At 40.4% G+C, this 25,181-nt stretch carries 20 protein-coding genes and 1 tRNA gene; 11 read left to right on the top strand and 10 right to left on the bottom strand.

Annotated elements, in window-relative coordinates; all coding sequences use genetic code 11:
* Window positions 1-46: 46 nt before the first annotated feature.
* Window positions 47-2,548 carry an efflux RND transporter permease subunit gene (locus tag CK503_RS00990; RefSeq protein WP_095604915.1) on the top strand — a complete coding sequence of 834 codons (2,502 nt, stop codon included), beginning with the start codon at window positions 47-49 and terminating at the stop codon, window positions 2,546-2,548.
* A 114-nt stretch (window positions 2,549-2,662) separates the two neighbouring features.
* On the opposite strand, the gene CK503_RS00985 is transcribed toward CK503_RS00990, so the two are convergent.
* Window positions 2,663-2,977 (bottom strand): hypothetical protein, encoded by a 315-nt coding sequence (locus CK503_RS00985; protein ID WP_434081863.1) that lies wholly within the window; start codon window positions 2,975-2,977, stop codon window positions 2,663-2,665.
* 400 nt (window positions 2,978-3,377) lie between these two features.
* On the opposite strand from CK503_RS00985, the gene CK503_RS00980 reads away from it, so the two are divergent.
* The 5 genes from CK503_RS00980 (at window position 3,378) to CK503_RS00960 (ending at window position 10,859) form a co-directional block, all read left to right on the top strand.
* Complete coding sequence (locus CK503_RS00980; protein WP_095604913.1) at window positions 3,378-4,739, top strand: acyclic terpene utilization AtuA family protein; 1,362 nt, start codon at window positions 3,378-3,380, stop codon at window positions 4,737-4,739.
* Between the two features lie 91 nt (window positions 4,740-4,830).
* A complete protein-coding gene (locus tag CK503_RS00975; protein ID WP_095604912.1) occupies window positions 4,831-5,865 on the top strand; it encodes an NAD(P)/FAD-dependent oxidoreductase in 1,035 nt (344 codons plus the stop codon).
* Window positions 5,866-5,903: 38 nt separating this feature from the next.
* Complete coding sequence (locus CK503_RS00970) at window positions 5,904-7,706, top strand: ABC transporter ATP-binding protein (protein ID WP_255233299.1); 1,803 nt, start codon at window positions 5,904-5,906, stop codon at window positions 7,704-7,706.
* A gap of 84 nt (window positions 7,707-7,790) precedes the next feature.
* Window positions 7,791-9,062, top strand: coding sequence for a ribonuclease Z (gene rnz / locus CK503_RS00965; RefSeq protein ID WP_095604911.1), 1,272 nt, complete (start codon window positions 7,791-7,793; stop codon window positions 9,060-9,062).
* Window positions 9,063-9,074: 12 nt separating this feature from the next.
* Window positions 9,075-10,859, top strand: coding sequence for an ABC transporter ATP-binding protein (locus CK503_RS00960; protein ID WP_095604910.1), 1,785 nt, complete (start codon window positions 9,075-9,077; stop codon window positions 10,857-10,859).
* Between the two features lie 3 nt (window positions 10,860-10,862).
* On the opposite strand, the gene CK503_RS00955 is transcribed toward CK503_RS00960, so the two are convergent.
* The 3 genes from CK503_RS00955 to CK503_RS00945 all read right to left on the bottom strand — a co-directional run bounded on the left by CK503_RS00955 (window position 10,863) and on the right by CK503_RS00945 (window position 14,371).
* A complete protein-coding gene (locus CK503_RS00955; RefSeq protein WP_095604909.1) occupies window positions 10,863-12,038 on the bottom strand; it encodes an aminotransferase class V-fold PLP-dependent enzyme in 1,176 nt (391 codons plus the stop codon).
* Window positions 12,039-12,191: 153 nt separating this feature from the next.
* Complete coding sequence (locus CK503_RS00950) at window positions 12,192-13,853, bottom strand: DUF5343 domain-containing protein (protein ID WP_095604908.1); 1,662 nt, start codon at window positions 13,851-13,853, stop codon at window positions 12,192-12,194.
* A 119-nt stretch (window positions 13,854-13,972) separates the two neighbouring features.
* Window positions 13,973-14,371, bottom strand: coding sequence for a response regulator (locus CK503_RS00945; RefSeq protein ID WP_095604907.1), 399 nt, complete (start codon window positions 14,369-14,371; stop codon window positions 13,973-13,975).
* A gap of 299 nt (window positions 14,372-14,670) precedes the next feature.
* On the opposite strand from CK503_RS00945, the gene CK503_RS00940 reads away from it, so the two are divergent.
* The 4 genes from CK503_RS00940 (at window position 14,671) to CK503_RS00925 (ending at window position 16,668) form a co-directional block, all read left to right on the top strand.
* On the top strand, window positions 14,671-15,066 hold the full coding sequence (locus CK503_RS00940; RefSeq protein WP_095604906.1) for a response regulator: 396 nt from the start codon (window positions 14,671-14,673) through the stop codon (window positions 15,064-15,066).
* Window positions 15,067-15,474: 408 nt separating this feature from the next.
* Window positions 15,475-15,559, top strand: a tRNA-Leu gene (locus CK503_RS00935).
* A 33-nt stretch (window positions 15,560-15,592) separates the two neighbouring features.
* Window positions 15,593-16,069 (top strand): DUF411 domain-containing protein, encoded by a 477-nt coding sequence (locus CK503_RS00930; protein ID WP_141239848.1) that lies wholly within the window; start codon window positions 15,593-15,595, stop codon window positions 16,067-16,069.
* A gap of 26 nt (window positions 16,070-16,095) precedes the next feature.
* A complete protein-coding gene (locus tag CK503_RS00925) occupies window positions 16,096-16,668 on the top strand; it encodes a TlpA disulfide reductase family protein (RefSeq protein WP_141239847.1) in 573 nt (190 codons plus the stop codon).
* A 92-nt stretch (window positions 16,669-16,760) separates the two neighbouring features.
* On the opposite strand, the gene CK503_RS00920 is transcribed toward CK503_RS00925, so the two are convergent.
* The 4 genes from CK503_RS00920 to CK503_RS00905 all read right to left on the bottom strand — a co-directional run bounded on the left by CK503_RS00920 (window position 16,761) and on the right by CK503_RS00905 (window position 19,348).
* A complete protein-coding gene (locus CK503_RS00920) occupies window positions 16,761-17,120 on the bottom strand; it encodes a hypothetical protein (protein ID WP_095604903.1) in 360 nt (119 codons plus the stop codon).
* A gap of 10 nt (window positions 17,121-17,130) precedes the next feature.
* Window positions 17,131-17,553: a hypothetical protein gene (locus CK503_RS00915; RefSeq protein WP_176466173.1), complete on the bottom strand. Its 423-nt coding sequence runs from the start codon at window positions 17,551-17,553 to the stop codon at window positions 17,131-17,133.
* A 33-nt stretch (window positions 17,554-17,586) separates the two neighbouring features.
* Window positions 17,587-18,078, bottom strand: coding sequence for a 5-(carboxyamino)imidazole ribonucleotide mutase (gene purE / locus CK503_RS00910; protein WP_095604901.1), 492 nt, complete (start codon window positions 18,076-18,078; stop codon window positions 17,587-17,589).
* A 109-nt stretch (window positions 18,079-18,187) separates the two neighbouring features.
* On the bottom strand, window positions 18,188-19,348 hold the full coding sequence (locus tag CK503_RS00905; RefSeq protein ID WP_095604900.1) for a 5-(carboxyamino)imidazole ribonucleotide synthase: 1,161 nt from the start codon (window positions 19,346-19,348) through the stop codon (window positions 18,188-18,190).
* Between the two features lie 171 nt (window positions 19,349-19,519).
* On the opposite strand from CK503_RS00905, the gene prfA reads away from it, so the two are divergent.
* Window positions 19,520-20,602 (top strand): peptide chain release factor 1, encoded by a 1,083-nt coding sequence (gene prfA, locus CK503_RS00900; protein WP_176466172.1) that lies wholly within the window; start codon window positions 19,520-19,522, stop codon window positions 20,600-20,602.
* Window positions 20,603-20,666: 64 nt separating this feature from the next.
* Here prfA and pckA read toward each other — a convergent pair whose 3' ends face one another.
* Together pckA and CK503_RS00890 are read right to left on the bottom strand one after the other, a co-directional pair.
* Complete coding sequence (pckA, locus tag CK503_RS00895; RefSeq protein WP_095604899.1) at window positions 20,667-22,265, bottom strand: phosphoenolpyruvate carboxykinase (ATP); 1,599 nt, start codon at window positions 22,263-22,265, stop codon at window positions 20,667-20,669.
* A 349-nt stretch (window positions 22,266-22,614) separates the two neighbouring features.
* The gene (locus CK503_RS00890; protein ID WP_095604898.1) at window positions 22,615-25,134 is read right to left on the bottom strand and encodes a serine/threonine protein kinase; all 2,520 of its coding nucleotides are present in this window, start codon (window positions 25,132-25,134) and stop codon (window positions 22,615-22,617) included.
* Window positions 25,135-25,181: the final 47 nt, after the last annotated feature.

Raw genomic sequence — 25,181 nt, 5'->3', positions numbered from 1 at the left:
TTAAAATGGTTAACTTCACGGCTTAAAAAAGAACAATCTCATTTTAATGGAAAAGATTCTCCATTTTTTTCGACCCCTTATAAAATTTAATGCCTCACATCCATTTTGGGTATTAGGAATTACTATACTATCCGCAATATTTTTAGGTAGTTATGCGCTACAGCTAAAAATAGATACTGACTTGGCCAATCTTCTACCGGATAAGAATCCCCATGTAACGGCGCTGGATGAATTACAAGAGACTGTGGGAGGGGAAACAGCTATGGAAGTAGCGGTAAAGTCGCCCAGTTTTGAAGATAACAAGCGCTTTATTGAGGATCTGGTTCGTGAAAGTTTAAAGCTCTACGATAATGAAGCAGAACGGTACTTTTTTAAAAGAGCCCAGTTTCGTAAGGAGACCGACTTTTTAGAGGATAATGCTCTTTATTTTGCTACCCCCAATGAGCTGGATGATATTAAATCCTACCTGAGGGATGAAATTCAAAAAGCCAAAGAAGATGCTAACCCTTTTCTGGTGGATTTTGATGAGGATGAAGAAGGGGAATCTGCGGAAATAGGAGATTTCGAGGAAAGCTACGATGCATTGATTCCTTCAGAATATCCCATTAGTGCCGATAGTACTGTTGCTGTTTTTAAATTATATCCAACCGGCTCCAAGAGTGATTTGAGTTACTTGCGCCGGACCTTTGCGTCATACGATTCTTTGCTTACAGAGATGAATCCGCAAAAATATAATGCTGAAATGGAAGTGGAGTACGGGGGACGTCTGAAGCGACATCTTTCAGAAATAGACTCTATCATGAGCGATGTGCTCAATAGTTTCGCTTCGGGGATTTCAAGCGTACTGTTGTTAGTAATGTTCTATTTCTCCTTTAAAAAGTATATTAATTATCAGCGCGGGGGTAAAGAGGGCAAAGAGCACAGCTTTTGGGAGCATCTTCTGCGACTGCCCGTACCTATTTTAGTTATTGGCATACCGCTGGTTATTAGTCTTGCATGGACATTTGGGATTACCTATTTCGTGCTCGGTACCCTAAATACTATGACGTCGGTACTTTTTGTGATTCTTTTTGGGATGGGCATCGACTACGGTATTCACTATTATGCCCGATATATTGAGTTTCGTGCTGGTGGAAAACCCATCATGGATTCACTTTTAGATACCTATGAAAATACAGGTTCAGCAATTTTAGTTAGTGGTCTGACTACAGCTTTTTCCCTTTACGTATTAATTTTGGCTCAGTTTAGAGGCTTTTCTGAATTTGGGTTTATCGCAGGATCAGGCATCATCTTGGCGCTGTTATGCATGCTATTCATTATTCCCTCGTTGCTGGTTGTTTTTGAACGCTTTAACTGGATTTTATTTAATGAGAGTGAAACTCCCCAGGATCGTTCAGACAGCCTGTTTCATCGCTTCCCGTTTGCTCGTTCCATCGTTGTAATGGGACTGTTAATTTCCGTTGCCGTGGGTTTCAATTATCAGCACTTGCAGTTTCAGTATGATTTTGGAGATCTGGAACCGGAATTTCCTGAATATGCCGAGTTCAATAAGCTTGAAAACCAGGTTTCCAGCTCTGATAAGCGAAATCCCGCCTATATTTTAGCCGATAATGAGGATCAGGTTATTGAGATTTTAGAGAAGCTTCGCCATCGGATGAAGACTGATACAACAAGTCCTACCATTTTGGATGTAGAGGCTCTGCCTGAGCGCTTCCCGCCTTCTGATACGGCGGCCAAGGCTAAACTACAGGAGATTGCCGAAGTCCGTGAACTGTTAAACGATCCGTTCCTTGTTGACCAGGAAGATGAACAGCTCGATAAACTGCGAAGAGCTGCCCAGACCAGGCAAAAACTCAACATAAATCAGGTGCCCGACTATTTTAAAAGTCAGTTTGTAACCCAAGATGGGGATATTGGTAATTTTGTAATGGTATATCCCAGCGTAGGATTATCGGACGGAGAAAAATCGATAGCCTTTAAAAATGATGTAGGCAAAGTAGAGCTCGATAGTGGAGATGTGTTTTATGCTGCCAGTACTTCGATTATAGCTGCCGAAATGCTGGAGCTTATGCGTGAGGAGAGTCCGTACATGGTTGCCGCCACATTTGTAATGGTATTTTTATTGATGTTGATTTCATTTAGATCCCTTCGTTGGGCTATTATTGCTATGCTTCCGCTATTGGTAGGGCTATTGCTACTATTTGCTATTATGATGTTTACCGGCATGATGTTCAACTTCTACAACTTGGTTGTTCTACCGGCTATTTTAGGAATAGGAGAGGATAATGGAGTTCATTTGGCCAGTCGATATCGAGAAGAGGGCAAAAACAGCATGTGGGATGTCCTGTCGAGCACGGGTCAGCATGTAACAGTGGGTTCCTTAACAACAATGCTTGGGTTTTCGGGTCTGTTGTTTACGAATCATCCGGGCTTGCAATCGCTGGGAATGATGGCTGTTATTGGAATTGGTATGACGCTGGTTGCTGGACTTACCTTTTTACCTGCCTTAATACAGTGGCTTGAGGATACTGGTTGGATTCGATTTTAGTGATTGGATTATTTATTGGTAAAAATTCCTGACTCAAACTTCTAACTGCTAACTCCCAGTTTTTTTCTACCCCCAACTTCAAATCTTTATCGTCTAAGATCTGACATCCGAGTATTACTGTTTCCAGAAGGTGAGAGTAAAGATTAGCAGCACCGTAAAAATTTCGAGTCGTCCAATTATCTGCATTTTCCCATCTGCAAGGGTTACCTGGTTGTTGGCAGATGCCCGTTTCATAAGACGAACAATTTCATGCGCCACACTTAATTCTGGGTGGATAAGTACGTCGATACCTAAGTCGGTGGGCTTTAGTGGGGCATTGGGACGTAAAAGCTCATCACTTCGGATGCGGGCAATAACTTTTTGGGCACCGAGCTGTTTACTCATCATGGAGGCAATCATATTCACCTCGTCAATACTGGTTACAGCAATTAAAATATCTGCGTCTTTTACCCCGGTATCTACAAGGTCTTCGGCCGAAGTGGCATTCCCCTCGGGGTGAGAATATCTAAATTATCAGAGACCTTATTCGGACATTCAGGGGGCCCGATCAAGTACAATAACGTCGTGTTTTATTGCGACAGTACGCTGGTAAGATCATAGCCAATTTCGCTGGCACCAATAATAACTATTTTCAAATCTTACTCCTTCTACTTTCAAAAAGTATGCTAAAAGTCATAAAGTGATACCCAAATTGCAACAGTAATAATATTTATCTGTTGTTAAGGTTGGCAATTGAAGAATAACATAGAAGTGAGTAATTATTTTTATAGTGTTAATGCAAATCTTATCTTCGCATAGATACAAAATTTAACTAAAAAAAATACCGACCGTGAAAGATTCGATCAGGATTGCATCAGGACAAGGTTTTTGGGGAGATCTGCCAAACGCTCCCATCAACCAGGTGCGCAAGGGACCTATTGACTATTTGGTAATGGACTATTTGGCCGAGGTGACCATGTCAATCATGCAAAAGCAGAAGTTACGCAATCCTGACTATGGATATGCCCGGGATTTTGTGGGAGTAGTAAGTGAAATCCTTCCTGATATTGCAGAAAAAGGAATAAAAGTAATTTCCAATGCAGGTGGTGTAAATCCCGAGGCATGTAAAGAGCAAATTCTTGGGGCAATTGAGGAGCAAGGGTATGATGATATCAAAGTAGCAGTGGTGGACGGCGATAATATTTTGGATGACCTCGATACCCTTATTGAGGATGGGCATCCCCTTAATAATATGGAAACCGGCGAACCCATTACGACGGTTAAGGATGAGCTGCTTAGCGCTAATGTCTATTTTGGATCGCGTCCCATTGTGGAAGCCCTCAACAGGGGAGCTGATATCGTGGTTACCGGGAGGGTGACAGATACAGGATTAACTTTGGCGCCGATGATTCACGAATTTGACTGGTCGTTTGATGATTACGATAAAATGTCGGCTGGAACAATTGCAGGGCATATAATAGAATGTGGTGGTCAGGTATCCGGCGGGAATTTTACTGATTGGGAAAAGATTGATGACTTTGTAGATATCGGTTTTCCCATTATTGAAGCTAATCCCGATGGTAGTTTTTATGTGACGAAACACGAGGATACCGGTGGACTAATTAGTAAACAGACCGTAAAAGAGCAGTTACTCTATGAAATCGGCGATCCCACCGAATATATTACACCCGACTGTATCGCTGATTTTACGTCGGTCAATTTGGAAAAAGCGGGTCCTGATCGAGTTAAAGTATCCGGAATAAAAGGTCGGCCTGAAACAGATACCTATAAGATTTCAGCCAGCTATAATGATGGTTATAAGTTATCTTCAACCCTGGTATATTCCTGGCCGGGAGCTTTGAAAAAAGCAAAAAGGGCCGGAGAAATATTGCAGGGCAGGGCTGATGCTTTGGGACTTGAATACGATGATTTCAGAGTAGAATATATTGGCGTTAACGGATGCAGCGAGCAACCTATTACTGATGAGCTCTTAGAAGAGGAGCATGAAGAGATACAGATGCGTGTTTCTCTTTCCGGAAGCAGTAAAGAAGATTTAAATCGTTTCGGTAAAGAAGTTGCTCCTCTTATTTTAACCGGTCCAAGCGGAGTCACGGGATTTGCCGGCGGACGTCCCAAAGCAAGCGGCATTGTAGCTTATTGGCCGGCTCTTTTAGCCAAGTCAGCGGTTTCTCCCAAAGTTCGCATCTTTTAAGGTTAATTGTGAATTAACTTAGAATTTTGGTGTAATATTTCGGATTTTACGGTACTGAAAATAAAACAGTAAATAAGAGTACCTCATAAAAATGGTTATTGGAATTATTGGCTCAAGTATTTCGGGACTTATAGCCGGCAAGCGATTGGCTAAAGCCGGGCATGATGTTACTATTATCGAAAAAAATCGTTCCCTTGGTGGACGCCTCAAAACTGTGGAGTTGGATAGCTTGAATTTAGATGTTGGACTTTCCCGCTTTGATGTAACTACCAATACATTTGATTCTTTTGTAAAAACCCAGGAAGAAGAAGGCATTGTGCAAAAGTGGGCTAAAGAATTTAGTTATTACGATGGATTAGAAGTTATCAATGATGATCCGAATTCTGATTCCCGGCAATATTATACAGGGACAAATGGTCTGCAGCCGTTCGCGGAAAGTATGAGCCGCTGGGTAGATATTAAATCGGAAGAGCAGGCTGGGGGATTGACCTATATCGGTCCTGATCGTAGTAAGAAACGATCCTGGATGATCAACCTAACTGATATTAGTGTTTTTGAGTGTGATGCCGTTATTATTGCCACTTCGGCTGTTGAAGCTTATGGTCTTATGCAAACGGCACAAAATAAAACGGAATCCCGCCGGATTATTCGACACGTGGATGAAGTACGATATGACGGGTGCTTTTCGTTGGCGGCAACCTTCGATAACCAAGAGGTGCCGGATTGGAAGGGAATTGAATGTGAAAACAATTCTATTAGCTGGATTTGCAATGAGTCGTCAAAGTTGAATACTGATAAAACGGCTCTTGTGATACAGTCTACTCCTGAATTTTACCGAAAGCACGCACAAAAGAGCGATGATGAGATTAAAGAGTTGCTTTTTGAGGAAGCCTCCGATATAGTGGGGACGTGGGTTCATCGATCAAAATCGACCTATCTACAGGGTTGGAAGTATTTTAAAACGAAAAATCCTATTAATGAATATTTTATGGAGTTGGAACTCGAAGACGCTCCTCTTGCGTTAATAGGAGACTACTTAGGTGGCTCTTCTCTGGAAAGCGCCTTTGTATCAGGGTATAACCTGTCAGAATATTGGATAAAGAAATACACAGAAATTACTGCTTAATAATCTGAGAGAGTCAGATAGAAAATAGGAAGGTCCCCGTGGGATCGCTACATAAGCTCAATCAATATTTTAAAAAATATAAGGGAACCATTATCCTTGGTTCTCTTTTTCTAACCGCTTCAAATTTCTTTTTGATTTGGATACCGGTATATCTGCGCCGTACGGTGGATGAGGTTTCCAGTATTGATATTGAAAAATCTCCCGAGTCTTTTGACACCATTTTTGAAGTACTTTTTACGAGCAGTGCAAGTTGGGTGCTTGTCAAAAATGCCCTGTTACTTGTTGGTGCCGTTCTACTTTCCGGGTTTTTATTGTTTGCCACACGTCAAACCTTAATTGTTGCCTCACGCAAAATTGAGTTTGATCTGCGTAACGATATTTTTGATAAACTTCTGAAACTGCCCCAGCGTTTTTACAGTAATTATGATTCCGGAGAAGTATATGTTCGCGCTACAGAAGATGTTTCAAAAGTGCGTGAATATTTTGGTCCGGCTTATATGTATACCATTAATACCTTAACGCGTATGGGTTTTATTATCACAATGATGATTATTGTGAGCCCTGAATTGACGATGTGGGCGTTGCTACCGCTTCCATTTCTGTCAGCTTTTGCCTATTGGGTAAGCGGCTATATCAACGATTACTCACGGATTATTCAGGAACAATATTCAACCATAGCGGGACGGGCAAAAGAGTCATTTTCCAGTATTAGGCTGATAAAAGCTTACAATCGTGAAGATTATGAAATGCAGCGCTTTGAGGATGAAAGTGAATCGTATAGAAAGAAAAAGTTGCGCCTCGATCTTGTTGAATCGCTTTTTCATCCCACATTAAACTTACTGATTGGATTATCGGTTGTTATTGTAGTCTGGAAGGCGGGACAACTTGTGATTGAAGGTCAACTTACCGTTGGAAATATTCTGGAATTTATCGTGTATGTTGCATATTTAACGTGGCCCGTAGCTTCATTGGGATATACCGTTAATCGCTTTCAACAATCAATGGCATCATGGAAAAGAATTGATCAGGTGTTGACAGAAGAAGTGAATATTGAAGATAAATCACATACCGATCAGGAGATAGATGAGATACAAGGTGCAATAGAGTTTAAAAATGTTTCTTTTAAATATCCCGGAGCGGAGGAATTTGCATTAAAAGATGTAAATTTAAAAGTGGAGGCCGGGCAAAATGCAGCTATTGTTGGTCGAACGGGAAGTGGAAAAACAACGTTAATAGAATTAGTTCCACGCCTATTTGATACTACGGAAGGAGAAATTTTAGTTGACGGAAAGAATATTGAATCCATTCCGCTGCAATTACTTAGGGAAAGTATTGGGCTTGTGCCTCAGGATACGTTCTTGTTTTCTGATACCATTGGAGAAAATATTGCATTTGGCACGAATAATGCCACACAACAAGAAATTGAAGAAGCAGCTGAGAAGGCCCAGGTACGCGACAATATTTTGGAATTTGATAAAAAATTTGAGACCATATTAGGAGAACGAGGTATAACCTTGTCGGGCGGGCAAAAACAAAGAACCGCCATCGCAAGGGCCTTAATTCGAGATCCTAAAATTATAATACTCGATGATTCGTTAAGTGCAGTAGATACTAAAACTGAAGAGGCCATTCTACAACATCTCAGAAAAGAACTTAAAGGAAGGACAACCTTGATGATAAGCCATCGCATCTCAACAATAAAAGATGCAGATATTATATACTATCTGGAAGATGGCACAGTTGTAGAACAAGGGACTCACGAAGAGTTACTTGAAAAAGATGGCCGATATTCAGTGATGTATAACAAACAGCTCATCGAACAAGAGTTGGCTGAAATTTAACGAACAAATAGGAAATAGAATCACTAACGAACTAAGGTTGATTGTCTGACCGCAATCTAATCTAAAAACAAAAGAGGTATCATAATGATTATTGTACCATTAGGTGTCGGTTCTGCTACACCAACGGCTACACGTCACCTTTCATCAGTAGCTGTATGGAGAGAAGGCAGCGTTTACTTATTTGACTGCGGAGAAAACGCACAAATGAGAATGCTGCAAGGAGGCTTAAAGCGTTCACAAATCGACTGTATCTTTATTTCGCACTTTGATACAGATCACTATTCGGGACTAATCGGATTACTCTCGACTCTTCAGCTTCAGCGAAGAGACAGAGAATTAACCATTGTTGGTCCGGAAGGAATAAAGAAATTTGTAGAATGGAATTTTGATTTTGCGAATATAGATCTCAATTACGAACTCAATTTTGTTGAGGTTGAAGAAGGTTTTGAAGAGGAACGTGTTGTTGATGAGGATGAATTTTATATTGAGGCACGTCCGTTAAATCATACTAAGTTTTGTATCGGATATCGTTTCCAGGAAAAAGATCAACCTGGAAAAGTTGATGCGGAAAAAGCACAGGAACAGGGTATCAGCGAGGACTGGCAATACAAAGAATTGAAAGCCGGCAACGATGTTGAGCTTGATGATGGTACTGTTGTAAAATCAGCAGATATTGTCGGGCATCCACGTCCAGGTGATAGTTTTGCCTACATTACGGATACTAAGTATTGCCCGAATTCAGTGAAACTTGCGATGAATACAAATGTGCTTTTCCATGAGGCTACATTTAGTGAAAGCCTATCTGATAAAGCCGAAGAAACAGGACATTCTACCGCCAAAGATGCAGCACGTGTAGCTAACGAAGCCAAAACTAAGCTGTTGGTGATTACACACTTCTCGGCTCGTTATACAAACGAGTATGTATTGCTCCGCGAAGCTCGAGACGATTTCTTTCCGACATGGGTTGCTACCGAATTGCGTCCGATCTTTACTGATCCGGCTCATGAAAAAGGCATTATCCAGCCGAAGGTTTATCTGAAAGAGATCAACCAAGACAAGAATAAAGGCAACAATAATAACAATGGGGGATCTTCCTCGTCCGGTAAGAATAAACGTAGCCGGAAAAAGAAAAAGCGGTTTCGAAAACGGAAGAACTATTCAGGAAAAGGTAAAAAATCCCGGAAAAAGTATAACAAAAGCAACGACAGCGATTCCGGAAGAAAAAGAAAGCGAAGAAGCAAAAGTAACAGCAAAAAAGATAACAACAAGAATAATAATGGTGGTAACAACGGTGATCAGCGCCAACCCAAGCAGATTACCCCGCGTACCCCATTCGATGACTTCGACCGTTTCTAAATAACTCTAAGTGTGAGCAACTCAACAACTGATAAGGCCGTCGATTCGGATCTACTTCGGCGGCTTTATCAATTTATTCGACCTTATCGATGGTATGTATTGCTGGGCATTGCACTAACCCTAAGTGCGGCCTTTATGGGTACGGTACGCCCTAAATTGACGCAAATAGCCGTTGATGAATACATCCGAAATAAAGACTTCCAGGGACTGCTTTGGATTGTTTTACTGCTTGTCGGTGCATTGGTCGGTGAATTCTTACTGCTCGTTGCCAATACCTATTTAACCCGCTGGTTTGGGCAGGGCACACTCTTTAATTTGCGTAATGCGGTATTTCAAAAGATACAGTCGCTGCATGTACAATTTTTTGATAAAAATCCCATTGGTCGTCTAATTACCCGAACTACCAGTGATATTGAAGCGCTGAGTGATCTTTTAAGTGACGGGGTGGTCAATATCATTGGAGATATGTTTCGGATTTTCTTCATTTTGTATTTCATGTTCAGTATGAGTTGGGAACTATCGCTGGTAGCGATATCAGTATTACCCATCTTATTTTATGCCACCTTCGTTTTTAAAGCAAAAGTCCGGGTTTCATTTCTTAACGTCCGAGATCAAATAGCCCGTCTTAACTCTTTTGTGCAGGAGCATATAAACGGTATGGCCATTGTTCAGCTTTTTAGTAAAGAGGAGCGGGAACGGGAGAAATTCAAAGATATTAATGCGGCCCATCGCGAAGCGTATATAGAAACAATTTTTTACTTTGCCATCTTTTGGCCGCTGGTTGAAATTATTGCCAGTTTGGCTATGGCCTTGGTTATTTGGTACGGTGGCGGACGTGCTTTAATGGGACAAGTAACGTTTGGGATATTGTTAGCCTTCGTTCAGTATGTTCGAGATTTCTTTCGACCCATACAGGGACTTTCAGAGAAGTTCAATACCCTACAGTCGGCGCTGGCGTCATCAGAACGGATTTTTAATGTACTGGATACCGAAAATGAAATTACCGATCCCCAAGAGCCTCAACATATTGATGAGGTTAAGGGTGAAATAGAGTTTGAGAATGTATGGTTCAGCTATAATAAAGAAGAGACGGTATTAAAGGATGTCTCTTTTAAAGCCCAACCGGGAAAATCAATAGCATTTGTAGGAGCTACCGGAGCCGGAAAATCAACGATTATCAATTTATTGCTCCGTTATTATGATATTGACAAAGGGGCTATAAAAATTGATGGGAAAGATATAAGGGAATTGCCCCTTAATGAATTACGCTCTAATTTTGCGCTGGTACTGCAGGATAATGCGCTTTTTTCGGGCAGTATTATGGAAAATATCACCCTCGGAAATCCTGAGATTTCCAAAGAAGAAGTTATTGCAACCTCCCGGAAAATTGGGGCTGATGCTTTTATCAATAAATTGCCGGGTGGATATAGTTATGAGCTTAGCGAACGGGGACAATCTATTTCGATGGGGCAGCGGCAACTTATTTGCTTTATACGTGCGATGGTCTATGATCCCAATATCTTAATTCTTGATGAGGCAACATCCAGTGTAGATTCTGAAACGGAAGAAACGGTAAATAAAGCCTTCAAAAAGTTGATGGAAGGACGAACCTCTATCGTAATTGCTCATCGCTTATCAACCATCCAGGGAGCAGACAAGATATTGGTCATGCACAAAGGAAAGATCCGGGAACGTGGAACGCACCAACAACTTATCGAAAAGGACGAAGGTATTTATCGCAAACTTTATGAATTGCAGTATAAAGATGAACTGCTTCCGACGGTAGAATCAGAATAGTAGTTACCGATCTGCAATTTTTTTAACAACACGTATGAACTGGTCGATTTCAGTTAAGGTGTTGTAATAGTGAATTGAAGCTCTGACAAGGTTGGAGAGATTTCTTTCTTCCATATCCAACAGCGTACTGCTTTTAGAGGAGGTACTTACGTTAATGCCTTTTCCGGAAAGATGATTTTTTATTTCTCGGGATGATATAGAATCTATCGTAAAAGTGATAATCCCTCCCTTTATCTCTCCAATATCGTGGACGGAGACGCGAGGTAATTTGGCCAGTTCCCAGCGTAGTTTTTCTGCCAGCTTGGTAATGCGTTTCCAGATTTGATTGATTCCAATATCGCTGGCATATTCCACAGCTGTTTGCAAACCCATAATTCCGGCATAGTTCATTTCCCAATTTTCAAATCTACGGGCATCGTTACGGAGTTCATATTTTTGCTTTGACGACCATTCAGCAGCATGTAAATCAATAAAAGGAGGGATGAGGTTTTCAATTTGATCCTTTTTGGTATATAAAAATCCGGTACCTCGTGGCCCGCGCAGATATTTTCGTCCTGTCGCGGAGAGCATGTCGCAACCTATTTTTTGGACATCAACAGGATATTGGCCTATCGACTGGCAAGCATCAACTAAATAAAAACAGTCGTACTCTTGGGTAATATCACCAATTTTTTCAACAGGATTAACAAGTCCGCTGTTAGTAGGTATGTGAGTGATGCTGATTAATTTGACATTTTTATCCATCATTTTTTTGAGCGATGATACAGAAGTTTGACCATGTTCATCATTTGGAATGATTTCTAAATTAACATCTGCTTTTTCCTGAAGCCTCAAATAAGAGATAAAATTACTTGCATATTCAGATATTGAGGTTAGAATACGATCTCCATCACTAAAATCAATTGAAAAGAATGCCATATTCCACGCTGCAGTCGCATTTTCAAGAAGAGCAATCTCGTTGGGCCGAGCGTTGATAAATTCTGCGATTGATGAATAAGCCTTATTTATCGAGTCTCTGTTTTTATCCGCCGTTTCATATCCTCCATACAGCGACTCCTCGCGAAGGTAATTTATAACGCTTTCTGAAACATTCTTTGGCATTAGTGATGCACCGGCGTTATTAAAATGTATGACATTTTTAGTGCCCGGGGTATCGTCTCTCAGTGTGTTAATATTCATAACAGAATATAGTTCTGTTGATATACTTTTTTAGGTTGTCATTTAAAAAATACTGTTAAGAGCAGAAAGGGAAGGATATCTAAAATAGAGGCAAATAAAAAAGGCGATGTAAGTTAACACATCGCCTTTTAAAGTATGAATTGTTAAAGTTCTTTAGTTTCCAAATCGCTTGAGAAACTCATCATAAGCTTTTAATGCAGCCTCGTCTTCACCCATTTCATCAAGAGCTTCAGCCCGAACGATCATGGCTTTCTGCAGATATTCTTGATGCTTTCCAGAGTCTTTAAATCTGCTAATAAGCTTTGAGCTGGCATCTAATAGCATAGAAGTATTGTTCTCATCAACAATCAAATCAAATCGTTTACAATGGATCGCATCGAGCTTCTCTTCAAGCAGAAGCTGGGAATTTGAGTCCAGCCTGTTAATGATAGTGTTATAAAGAGGTAGCAGTTCGTCGGATGGAATATTTTTCTTTTCTAAGATATCAATTTTAAAAAGCATTGCTCGTGATGCCTGTTCATAAAACTCCTCATTATCCGAGTCTTTGAAACGATCAATGACAGAATTTAAGGCCGGGAGAGCTTCCTCGCTTTTACCAAGTTTAAGCAGAGCTATAGCTCGGCGAATAACTGCACGTTCTATAGCATTTTTGAGATCAGTGTGTTCCTGATTATCGTAGCGATTAATGATCTCCTCAAGGGTTGGAACAAGTTCTTCCCACCGCTTCATTTTATGAAGCAGATCAGACTTACGAAGTAACGCTTTTTTTACGAATTGATGCTCTTCGGTTACATTTTGCATAGCGTTATTAGGTTTCGTTGCCTGTGACATTGGAAGTTCCAGATCAATAGGATCGATATCTCCGGGTTCTTGTTTTTTGTTTGATTCAGAAGAGTTTGATTCTTGTTCAGGCTGTCCGTTTGTTCCAAGGTCGAAAGCATCATCCTCATTTTCGTCCTGATCCTCTGTTTTTTCAATATTATTTTCTTCTATTTCGTCAAGAGTACCAGAAAGTTCTTCTGACTTGGTCTTCTTCTCTTTTTCTTCTGCTGTTTCAATAGGTTCCTCGGTTGATTCCTCGATACTATTTACAAATTCTTGGATGGGGGGATCATCAGTCTGGTGCGTCTCGGGATTGGGGGTAAATTCTGATTGTTCATTATTAGTGTCTGAGCCCCTATTTTTAGGAGATGATGTTTCAAAACCATTCAGAAAATCATCAATACTATTGTCACTGATTTCTTCTTTTTTTACTTCTTGACCCTCGTTGCTATTAGTTCTCTGATCCCTGCCATTATTACTACTGCTATTTTCATTTCTTTCAGAAGCACTAACTTCTGCCGTTACTTTTTCTTTGTTTGCTTCGTCATTTAACACCGCATCGATAGTAGAAACGCCAATATGAGAAACAATTTTTTGGAACGTTCCCAAAATGTATTTAATGATGAGATCTGTTTTTTTGTCTTTAAAATGTTCTTGAAAGACCTCTTTAATTTTTTCGGGCGACCGTTGATGGATGTTTGGGTGCTGATCAAAAATACCTTTATAAGCAGTAACAAGTCCCTTGGCTAATGCTATTTTGGTCGTCTCAGGATTTTGGAACTCCTCAAAGTATTTGCCAGGCTCACCATTGTTGTCGATAATGGCAAAATCTTTTAGAATTCTAATGACCAAAAGATCATTGGGATCAGAATAGGAGAGGTGTTCCAAGAGATCGCTGTTAATTACGATGTCATCCGCATCGTAGTGAACCAATGACTCAATGATTGGTACAAAGTTTTCTGTGTTTACTAAAAAAGCTTCTGATACCTTCATAGCATGAATAGTTTGTTTTGTATGAAACGTATTTTCTAAAATTCACAGCAAAATTTCTAATTAAAAACTATTAATAAAAGTCTTTTTAGAACTAAAACTTTAGAACCCTTGGTGTGGGGTTATATTGGGGTTGTGGAAAATGCCTTAGCAAAAGCATTCTCTAAACTCTCTTTTGATAATGGTTTCGTTAGGTACGCCACATAATCCGTTTTTTGGGCTCGTTCCAGATCTTTTGGGTCTTCAGAAGAAGTGATATAGACTAATTTTACATCGCGGTGCTTGTTAATTTCTTTAGCTGCCTCAATACCGTCAACATCATCGGCAAGATTGATATCCATTAAAATAAGATCAACCGCTCCAATACGTAGGGCCGATTCTATGGCTTGAGAGCCTTTTGAACTGGAACCAATGACGGTATGTCCCATTTGATTAATAATACGCTCAAGGAATAGTTGTTGAATACTGTCATCTTCTACAATCAGCACTTTTTTTGATTGTAACTGTGTATCTTGAGCCATAATTCTGTATAAAACTATTACAAAGTAAAATGATATTTAGTTGGGTTAGTATGCTAATTTCGCACTAATTTTACAATTCTCAAAGCAAATTTTAATTAATGGGTTTCGACAATTAGGTAATAAATACATAAAGTTCTTTGAATAGAGGATCCTTGTTTTTATATGGCTTAAGCGGATTAGAAAATGTTTAATTAATAAAACTTAAGCGAAAAAAGAGGATAAAATAATTAGTTTAGCCCCCTTCCAAAATTAGTATAAAATGAAATATGGTTTTAAGGTATTACTATAGCAATTAGGACATGGATAATTTAAAAATTTTCATAGTAGATGATTCTCCTATACAGTTAGTACTCTTGGAGAAAGTGTTACTAAAAGAGGGCTTTTCTGTTGAGGCGTTTAGCAAAGGGGCCGATTTGATTAAAGCCCTGTCAGTTGATACGCCGTACTTGATTATTTCAGATATCCATATGCCTGAACTCAACGGTTTTGAACTGATTGAAAAGGTGAGGGGTTTCTCAAAAGGAGAGAACATCCCATGTTTTTTGGTTTCCTCGAAAGCTGATGATGCTATTCGAAAACAAGCACGTACAATAGGAGTAGATAGATTTATTAAAAAGCCTTTTGAATATCAATCTCTACTGGGAATTATTGATGATCTCTTACGAGACAAAGATACTGTTTTGGAATCCAGCTGATTTTGAGATTTCAATTTGATGTTATAGGTAGGTCTTCAAATTGTAATCGGGACATGATTGCCAGGTACCAGTTGCTGCAATTTTTCAACTCGAGGAGAAAATGGTGCCTTGATTAGAAAAGTGTTGAACTCATATTTTGCTATGGACTGAGTGAACAAATAAAGTCTGAATATGTAAAAGTAGAGAGGTACTAATTTGATTTCGTAACAATCGTGGTTTACCGCTTTATATAGGGAGAATTTTCAGACGGGAGACCTCTTGGGATCTTGAGATAAAAATGAATAAAGGTTGATGAGAATAATAACATTATGGGAAGGGGCTATTTGAATTGGTGGGGCACCAAAAAAAGTACAATTTGGGTTGTAGAAATAGCAGTGTATCTCTTATATTCTGTTTCTTAAATTAATTGCCTGAGTGGCGGAATTGGTAGACGCGCCGGATTCAAAATCCGGTGGCCATTGCGGTCGTGGGGGTTCGAGTCCCCCCTCAGGTACTTTTCATTTCTAAAACGGCAAATATTCTGATTATGAAGCCCCAAAAATTTTTTTCTTACGCCGCACTAATACTTCTTATTGCCGGTGGTGCCATCTGGTATATTGTTGATAACTATTATGAGCACCAGGATAACGACTCGACGGCTGAGGTTGTTATGTATAAAAATGAAGGTTGCCAATGCTGTGATAAATGGGCTGTTTACATGCAGGGTAATGGTTATAGTGTTAAATCAGTGAATTCGCATAATCTGTACGGCGTCAAAGCCGATCAAGGGGTGCCACAAGATATGGGAGCTTGTCACACTGCTGTGGTTGGTGATTATGTGGTAGAGGGACATGTGCCAGCCGAGGATATCCAACGGTTGTTAGCAGAAAAGCCCGATGCTCGTGGTTTAGTAGTACCCGGGATGCCCGCCAGTTCTCCGGGAATGAATACAAAAATAAATGAGCCCTTTAAAGTGTATTTACTTAAGAATGATGGTAGTACTGAAGTATTTGCTCAGCATTGATCAATTATGAGGGTAAAGATCTGATAATGAAGAAATCATTCTATTTTTTCGAGTTGTTACTATTGATAACTGCCTTTTTGTTTTGGGGATGTGAGTCGGATAACCAATCCCAAAAAGAAGGTCCCACCAAGCCACTCGAACAACTTGATTCCGGATCGGCACAATTATATCCTGCTCAGCGTGAGGCAAAAGCTCGTGATTTTGAAGTTACATTACTTAGTGATGAGGCGTTTAAACTTTCGGATTATGAAGGACAGGTGGTACTGCTGAATATCTGGGCTACCTGGTGTGCGCCGTGCAGGGAAGAGACTCCTGATTTACAAGAGCTGTACGAAAAGTATAAAGATAAGGGATTGATGATTTTAGGAGTATCCATTGATGAGCAGGGAGAGTCGGTAGTACGACCATTTATTGAGAAGTACGAGGTATCCTATCCAATAGTAATTGATGACGGCACTATCATGGATAAATATGGTCCTACGATGGGAATTCCAACAACGTATGTTATCAATAAGAAAGGAAACTTGGAGTATTTTGCCGTTGGTGCGCTTACGAATAAAGAGCTAGAACCCAGGATTAAAGACCTTCTGCCAGAGTAATTATAAAACTTATATGAGCTGTATAAGAAAGCTAATAGCTCAGATGATATTACGGATGTATTTATAATATCCTCTGTGATGTTTGCAATTAACTAAGAATCTTGTCGTGTTTTGCCGTGGTCTTTTTCTGGCAAACTTCCGGTGTAGGAGATACTTTGATCGATAAACTTTTGAAGAGCTTTTGTATGAGAATACACCTTTTTTTCAATCATGATAAAGTCATCATATAGCCCCTGATCCGGTAAATATTTTCTTATACCGGGACGATCTACCAATGATGATGCCAACTTATCTCCAATTCGGGCTATGAGCAAGTCCTCATAAATCCCCAAGCACATATTCCCGTTGATGAGATAGCCAATTCCGCCTCTTGCTTTCTTTTTTTCCAGCTCTTCATTAGCAATCAGATGGTGATCCAGTAAATCTTCGAGTCTCTCATTATACTCAGCCACAATAACCAGTTTAGTTGAGAATGTTATTTATTTGCTCAAGATGGTTCGCTGACACTTTCTTTTCAAGGTTTTTAATTTTGTGTTCGATATCCAATGGAACAGAGGCATTGGGATTTTTCAACGATCGTTTATATAAAATGAGCGCCTGCCCCATTGACTTTTGAGAACGCTTAAATGACTCATCATATAAAAGTTTCCCTTGTTCTACAAGGAGATCTGCAACTGCTAAAGCCAACTCAGATTCAAAGGTCTTATCTTTAGTAAAAAGCTCAAGTGTTTCCTCAAAGTCAAGTTGGTGGAATGCCTTGGGATGATCTTTGGTAAGTTTGGTTAAAGCATTTTGGATTTCTTCTATAGCCTCTTGATACTTATCTTGATTCTTTTTGAAAATAATCTGCTGCAGCAATTGGGTGAGGAATTGAATTTGCCGCATTAAGAAATCCTGTTCATGCAGATGCATAACAACCTATTTTAGGTTCTGCGTTTTTGCCCGCGAAGCTTCAGCCATCTCTTTATGATAATCAGACAGTTTATCGGCAAGTTCGCTGTTTTTGGTACTAAGCATGCGAATTGCAAGAAGGGCTGCATTACCCGCTTTGCCAATAGCTACTGTAGCTACGGGGACGCCAGGTGGCATTTGAACGATGGAGTAGAGGCTGTCAAGTCCGCTTAACGTGCTCGTTTTAACAGGAACGCCAATAACCGGCAGTGTGGTATGAGCGGCTGTCATTCCGGGAAGATGTGCTGCACCGCCTGCACCTGCAATGATGACTTGAATACCACGTTCCCGGGCAGTTTTTCCGTATTCAGCCATATCATCGGGAGTACGGTGTGCTGAAACCACTTTTTTCTCGTAGGGGATATCAAATTCGTCTAATATTTCGCAGGTAGCTTTCATTGTAGGCCAGTCACTGTCGCTGCCCATGATTACACCGACTTTAGGAGTAGTTTTACTCATACTTTGTTAGAAATATAGATTAGAAATTGTGCTTTGAATATAGTAGTCAGAATTCACAATTCAGAATCAACTAATTCTGACAACTGAATCCTGAATTCTGTAACTGAAATTATATTCTGATCTTTTCTGTGACTTTTTGTGCCGTTTCATAGGTCTTATCCATATCGTTTCCAAGCAGTGTATAGTGCGCCATTTTTCGTCCCACACGACTGTCGAGCTTGCCGTAAACATGAAGATGGCCGTCGCTTCCTGCCAGTGCCTCTAATGCATTATCAACTTGCGCATCGCGCTCATCGGTGCCCAAAAGGTTGATCATTGCCACGGAAGGGGTACGTAATTCTGATGAACCCAGTGGAAGTCCCATGACAGCGCGGACGTGATTTTCAAATTGCGATGTAACACATCCCTCAATGGTGTAGTGACCTGAATTGTGGGGACGGGGGGCAGATTCGTTGAGAAGGAGGTTTCCTTCTTTCGTCAAGAAAAACTCGTAGGCAAAAATGCCTTTTCCATCGATGGCTTCTGTAGCTTTTAGGGCCATCTCTTGTGCCTTTTGCTGGATGGATTGTGAAACAGGAGCCGGAGACTTAACCCCTACACAGATGTGGTTCTCCTGTACCGTTTCACAACAGGGATAAACCACATGTCCAGTCTCATTTCGGGCAACTTGTACTGCCAATTCGTGAGTGAAATCTACAAAAGCTTCAGCTACAATGTCATGATTGTTATGACCGCCCAATTCACGAAATGCTTTTTTAGCTTCTTCAATGTTTCGGACTGTCTCATTACCATAGCCGTCATATCCGCCTTTGGATGATTTGAGAACATAAGGCCAGCCGTAATTTTGTCCAAAGTCCTTTAGGTCTGTCACGGTTTTCACAATTTCGTAGGGAGTAACCGGAATTCCGGCGTCTTCAAAAGTACGCTTTTCGATCAGCTTATTTTCAATTTTTGCGAATGTATTGGGGGAGGGAAATATATTGGTGCCGCTTTGTTCCTGGGCCTCCCTGAGAATTGAAGAATCAATAAATTCATTTTCGAGCGTAAGAACATCACACTCTTTAGCAAAATTGGCAAGATCGTCCGCAGAATCATAGGAGCCGGTCATGGAATGCGGAGTCATAAATTGTACAGGCTCATGTTCCTCCCGGTCAGAAAAAACAGCAAGTTGAATACCGTATCTAAAGGCTTGCAATCCCGACATTCGGGCTAATTGTCCCGCACCCAGAAAGCCGAGTTTAAACGTTGCCGATAACGAATTTTTATCCATTAATCTGTTGTTTTAATAGTTTCAAATTTGTCCCGAACTTAATAATTATTCGATTGGGAATTAAGAAAATAGATCCGGTAATTTGAATAGGTTATCTATTCTTAATTTTGCGGAAAGTATCGTATTTTAATGGCGGTAAAATAGAAAAACACTTCCAAAAGAAGTAGGTATATGGATATTGAAGCAAAGTTAGAGCAGGTAAGAGAACGGTTTGAAGAAGTGACTGCGGCAATGAGTGATCCGTCGGTGTATGACGATCCTGACCGCTATACCGAGCTTACCAAAGAGCACAGTGATTTGAAGGAATTGGTGGAGCTATATGACAAATGGAAAGAAACTAAAAATCAGATTTCCGGTAATAAAGAACTGATTGAAGAGGGAGATGACGAGGAAATTACAGAGATGGCCGAACTTGAACTGGAAGAGCTCAAACCACAGCTCGAAGAGTTGGAAGAAGCTATCAAGTTTAAGCTTATTCCCAAGGATCCGGATGATTCGAAGAACGTAATTGTCGAATTACGTGCCGGTACCGGTGGTGATGAAGCGGCTATTTTTGTGGGCGATCTTTTTGATATGTATCGTCGCTATGCCGACAAAAAAGGTTGGAAGTTAAATCTGCTGAGTCTTAGCGAATCTACAAAAGGAGGATATAAGGAGCTTACGTTTGGTCTTGAGGGCGATGAGGTTTATGGCAAGATGAAGTATGAAAGTGGTGTTCATCGTGTTCAAAGAGTGCCGGAGACCGAGACACAGGGACGTGTTCACACGTCTGCTGCGACTGTCGCCGTATTGCCCGAAGCCGAGGAGGTGGATATAGATGTAAATATGTCGGATATCCGGGTAGATACTTTTCGCGCCAGTGGGGCGGGGGGACAGCACGTAAACAAGACGGATTCGGCTGTACGGTTAACGCATGAGCCCAGTGGTGTGGTAGTAGAATGTCAGCAGGAGCGGTCACAGCATCAGAACAAGGATAAAGCAATGAAAATGCTGCGTTCAAAGCTGTATGAAAAAGAGGAGGAAAAATTACGCAAGGAACGTGAAGAAGAGCGGAATAGCCAGATTTCAACAGGTGATCGAAGTGCTAAAATTCGAACATATAACTTCCCGCAAAGTAGATTGACAGATCATCGCATTAACTTAACGCTGTATAATCTCGAAGATATTATGAAGGGAGAAATTGAAGAGGTTATAGAAGCGCTACGCGTACAGGATAACCTGGATAAGTTGAATGCAGTGATGGAGGAAGGATAGTAGTTATTGGTTATTAGTTATTAGGGAGCTCCCCAATAACTAATAACACTTAACCAATAACTAATTATACTTTAGGTCCGGCTTTGATGAGTTCTTTGCTTGCTTCATCTTCGAACTGCTGGAAGTTTTCGGCAAACATGGCAGCTAATTCCTCTGCTTTTTCATCATAGGCATCCTTGTCACTCCAGGTATTTCGTGGAGTAAGTATCTCTGAAGGAATGCCATCCACTTTATTGGGAATAGCTAACCCGAATACCGGATCGATATCGAAAGTGGCTTCATCGAGATTGCCTTCAAGAGCTACGCTCAACATTTGACGAGTATGACCCAGTTTCATGCGATGTCCTTCGCCGTACGGTCCGCCGGTCCAGCCGGTATTGAGTAACCAAACGGTTGAGTTGTGCTTACGGATTTTATCCGCCAACAGCTCGGCATATACCGTGGGATGCAAGGGCATAAAAGGTGCTCCAAAACAAGCTGAAAATGTTGCCTGGGGTTCAGTGACTCCACGTTCAGTCCCCGCTACCTTAGCCGTATATCCACTGATAAAGTGATACATTGCCTGTTCCGGTGTTAGTTTGGAAATGGGAGGGAGGACTCCAAATGCATCACAAGTTAGGAAAATTACATTACTTGGATGGTTTCCTTGTCCATTATCTGCCGCATTGGGAATGTAATGAATAGGATACGAGCAGCGCGTGTTTTGGGTATAGCTGGTGTCGTCAAAGTCTGGTTCTCGATTTCCATGGAGTACTACGTTTTCAAGGATGGTTCCGGGCATTTTGGTGGTCGCATAAATGAGCGGTTCACCTTCTTCAGAAAGGTTGATGGTTTTAGCATAACATCCGCCTTCGATATTAAAGACGCCGTCTTCACTCCATCCGTGCTCGTCATCACCAATAAGTACCCGACTTTGATCAGATGACAGGGTCGTTTTTCCTGTTCCAGATAACCCAAAGAATACAGCGGTGTCTCCGTCTTGACTCATATTGGCTGAGCAGTGCATAGCCATTACATTCTGCTTGGGAAGCAGGTAATTCATCACAGAAAAAATCCCCTTTTTTACTTCTCCGGAATACAATGTTCCACCGATAAGGATGATCTTCTTATCAAAATTTACGAGTACGAAAGCTTCACTGCGTGTTCCATCTTCTTCGGGATCAGCTTTAAAGTTGGGAGCCGCTACTACGGTAAAATCCGGATCATGATTTTTGAGCTGGTCATTCGTAGGACGGATAAACATGTTGTGTGAGAACAACCCGTGATAAGCTGCTTCACTTACTACTCGTACATTCAACTGGTATTTTTCATCAGCACCGGCATAGCAATCTTTTACATACAACTTCTTATCCTGCATGTAACCGGTTACTTTTTCAAACAAATTTTCAAAAACTTCCTCATTTGTAGGCTGATTTATTTCGCCCCAATCAATATCGTCATGAATGGAAGGCTGATCGACGATAAATTTATCTTTGGGCGATCGTCCGGTGTACTTGCCTGTTAAAACACGAAGTGCATAATCCTTTGTAAGGACCGCTTCTCCATTTTCAATAGCCTCTTCGTAAAGTTCGGGGGCCGTGAGGTTCCAGAGAGTCTCTTCGTTGTTCTCTAACCCTAAATAATCAAGTCCGATTTTACTTCGGGGATGTGAATGCTTACTCATTGATAAGTGAATTTAGATTCCTTTAGCGTTTTTATTATAACAGCTCGAAAAAATAAAAATTGACAGTTACCATCACCGCCAATTTCAAGTGCTAAGTATAAGGATTTTTATGATGAATGTGTTGTGGCTTTAAAGAATGTGAATTCTTTGATAACCGTAAGCGCTTACAGCCTAAAATAAATAAAGATCAATAAGAACTTGTGTTAATTTTATTACCAATCAATATATAGATCAAAAACTAAGTAAAGTGACAAATATATTTCAAAAAGGATTATATGGTAAGGAAGGAGATATAATTCAGGCTATGTCTGTTTAAAAAATTATATAACTATCACTCTGCTAATGGACGTTAGGAATCATCTTCTGCAAGCAAGTTTGAATAGCTTTCTATTCTATCTTTACTTGATGGGTCAACTTCATTATATAATCTCAACAGAATAGAAATCTGACGTTTATTAACTCTGTTGAGCTTGGCTGAGTTATTTTTAAATATTTTTTGGCCCTCGTTAAAATATTTAAGAGAAGCCTCGGGTTTATTGTTGAACTCAAGGTTGGCAGATAGCGCTGCATTTGCAAAAGCAGTCCAAATATGGTTGCTGCCCATGGCACTGGAACAAATTTCGAGGGCTTGACGCAAATATTTTTCTCCTTTATCAAAGATCTTGTAGAGTGTTAGCTGCAGGCCATAGGCAGAATTTGCCTGGCAGGTCATTTTATGTGTATTACCGTATTGTTCAATAGTATACTCAATGTTCTCTTCGCTTAAACTTTGAAATCTTTCCAAGTTACCAAGATCGCTGTTAACGCCTGCTAAATCATTTCTCGCCTTCAGGGTTTTTTCATGTCCTTTTCCTAAAAGTGATTCTGTAATTAACAGGGCCTTTTCCAGATAGGGCACGGCTTTATCAAACTGTTGCTGCCGGATATAGACCCATGCCAGATTTTGATTCCATCGGCTGATAGCTAATGAATCAGTTTGGAGATTATCTTTCGGTCGTGAAAGCAGTTCAAGATAGGCTTCTTCGGCTTTTTGATAGTCCTTTGAATAGTAGTATAGGCGTGCTATCTCCTGATCAACTTCCAATTCTATTGAGGGATTAGGAGTTGTAGATTTGGCAATAATATCTTCTGATCTTTCAAGATAATATCGGGCTGAATCGGTATTTCCGAGGTTATTATGTGTTTTCCCAATTTGAAGCAAAGATTCTGCTGATCTCAAATGATTTTTGCCAAGCAGTTCGGACCGGATGTTATATGATTTTTGATAAAACGGCAGAGCCAAATCAGCATAAACATCATAAGTGTTGCCTATGTCAAAATTAATGGTTGCATATTCAAGGCTTTCTTGCCCATGCGTACGTTTAATTAAATCTTTGGATTGGTTTAAAATTGTAAGGGCGCTGTCTCTATATCCAAGTTTGGCATAGGCCTGACCAATGACAGAAAGCATATTTGCCTGCATAGCCTCATCTATTATTTGATCGGCTTTCTGTCGACCTTCTTGTAGGAGTTCGCGTGCGGTGATGTCTTCCGGCCCTGAATTTGACGGATGACTTGATTCAAACAGGGTTAACAAGAAGTTGGAAATATTCTCGGCCTTTTGTGCCTCTACGCGGGCATGGTTACGTTCTTCTGCAATTTTCCAGGTATAAAATCCGGTTAGACCAATAATCAGTATAAAAATAAAGGCAGCAGCCGTTAGACTTTGTTTATGGCGTCCTATGAATTTATATGAACGATATTGAAAAGAATCGGTCCGGGCTGAAATTGGCAATCCCTTTAAATAATTGTTCAAATCTTCCAGAAATTCTGTTGCTACCCGGTATCGCTGGTTAGGTTCTTTTCTGATTGCTTTTAAAGCTATCGCATTTAAATCCCCCCGTAACGCTTCTGATAAATGGTTATCAGAACATCTGCTGCTGGGCTTGGTAGGAGCTTGGTTTAATATAATCTGTTCGGCTTGATAGGTGGTGCAATCATCTAAATCAAAAGGTGGCCTATTAGATAAAAGTTCATAAAAAATAACACCCAGTGAATACAAATCAGTGGCGGTGGTAATATTGGTTTCTTTAATCTGTTCGGGAGCTGCATATTTGGGAGTCAAAAGCCGTGCTCCTGTCTTGGTAAGAGAAAGATTATGCTCATCCTCTAATAGTTTGGAGATTCCAAAGTCGAGAATCTTAATCTGGCCGCTTTCATCAACTAAAATATTATCGGGTTTTAAATCTCTGTGTATGACCAAATTTTCATGAGCATAGCGAACAGCTTCTAACACTTGTTTGAATAGGTCGATCCGCTTTTCAATTGAACAGTTGTGTTTGCGGCAGTATTTGGTAATGGGTATTCCACAAACGTACTCCATGATGATATAGGGAGTTTCTTTATCTATGATCCCACCATCATAGAGTTGCGCTATACCTGGATGATTTAGACTGGCTAAAATGCGTTGTTCTCTACGGAATCGTTGGATATTTGTCTTAGTAGCCTGACCGTCGCGTATAATTTTGATGGCGACTTGATGACTGAAATTGTCATCCGTATGCTCTGCCAAATATATAAGTCCCATCCCTCCCTGACCGATTTTTTCCTTGATCGTATAGGATCCAACTTGCTGGCCAACAAAATCTTGAGTGGAACTAAGAGATTTTAAGTCTTCCGAGACGTCATCATAAAATTCATGTTTATGATCTTTAAGGTCTTTCAGCCATCCTTCTGAATCAAAAATTGATTCAACTAATTGTGTAACCTCATCCTTCAAGCGCTGATTATGGCCACATGTTTCTTCTATATAGGTATATCGTTTTTCCTCGGGAAGACTTAAAACTTCGTCAATAATCGTTTCTACTTTATCCCAGTTTAGATCATCCATGTCATAAACCTGTATAAGTTATTGTTGTCTGAGAATGCAGTGTATTA

Origin of the sequence: Fodinibius salipaludis, from assembly GCF_002287075.1 — a bacterium.
Classification (GTDB): Bacteria; Bacteroidota; Rhodothermia; order Balneolales; family Balneolaceae; genus Fodinibius; species Fodinibius salipaludis.
The sequence above is the reverse complement of the archived record's forward strand: the minus strand, read 5'-3'. Positions and strand labels throughout refer to the sequence as shown.

What these genes read in the sequence shown, in the direction of transcription:
- CK503_RS00990 (WP_095604915.1), top strand. Translation starts at nt 47, where the DNA reads ATGGAAAAGATTCTCCATTTTTTTCGACCCCTTATAAAATTTAATGCC.
- CK503_RS00975 (WP_095604912.1), top strand. Translation starts at nt 4,831, where the DNA reads ATGGTTATTGGAATTATTGGCTCAAGTATTTCGGGACTTATAGCCGGC.
- rnz (WP_095604911.1), top strand. Translation starts at nt 7,791, where the DNA reads ATGATTATTGTACCATTAGGTGTCGGTTCTGCTACACCAACGGCTACA.
- CK503_RS00955 (WP_095604909.1), bottom strand. Translation starts at nt 12,038, where the DNA reads ATGAATATTAACACACTGAGAGACGATACCCCGGGCACTAAAAATGTC.
- CK503_RS00950 (WP_095604908.1), bottom strand. Translation starts at nt 13,853, where the DNA reads ATGAAGGTATCAGAAGCTTTTTTAGTAAACACAGAAAACTTTGTACCA.
- CK503_RS00945 (WP_095604907.1), bottom strand. Translation starts at nt 14,371, where the DNA reads ATGGCTCAAGATACACAGTTACAATCAAAAAAAGTGCTGATTGTAGAA.
- CK503_RS00940 (WP_095604906.1), top strand. Translation starts at nt 14,671, where the DNA reads ATGGATAATTTAAAAATTTTCATAGTAGATGATTCTCCTATACAGTTA.
- CK503_RS00930 (WP_141239848.1), top strand. Translation starts at nt 15,593, where the DNA reads ATGAAGCCCCAAAAATTTTTTTCTTACGCCGCACTAATACTTCTTATT.
- CK503_RS00925 (WP_141239847.1), top strand. Translation starts at nt 16,096, where the DNA reads ATGAAGAAATCATTCTATTTTTTCGAGTTGTTACTATTGATAACTGCC.
- CK503_RS00915 (WP_176466173.1), bottom strand. Translation starts at nt 17,553, where the DNA reads ATGCGGCAAATTCAATTCCTCACCCAATTGCTGCAGCAGATTATTTTC.
- purE (WP_095604901.1), bottom strand. Translation starts at nt 18,078, where the DNA reads ATGAGTAAAACTACTCCTAAAGTCGGTGTAATCATGGGCAGCGACAGT.
- CK503_RS00905 (WP_095604900.1), bottom strand. Translation starts at nt 19,348, where the DNA reads ATGGATAAAAATTCGTTATCGGCAACGTTTAAACTCGGCTTTCTGGGT.
- prfA (WP_176466172.1), top strand. Translation starts at nt 19,520, where the DNA reads ATGGATATTGAAGCAAAGTTAGAGCAGGTAAGAGAACGGTTTGAAGAA.
- pckA (WP_095604899.1), bottom strand. Translation starts at nt 22,265, where the DNA reads ATGAGTAAGCATTCACATCCCCGAAGTAAAATCGGACTTGATTATTTA.
- CK503_RS00890 (WP_095604898.1), bottom strand. Translation starts at nt 25,134, where the DNA reads ATGGATGATCTAAACTGGGATAAAGTAGAAACGATTATTGACGAAGTT.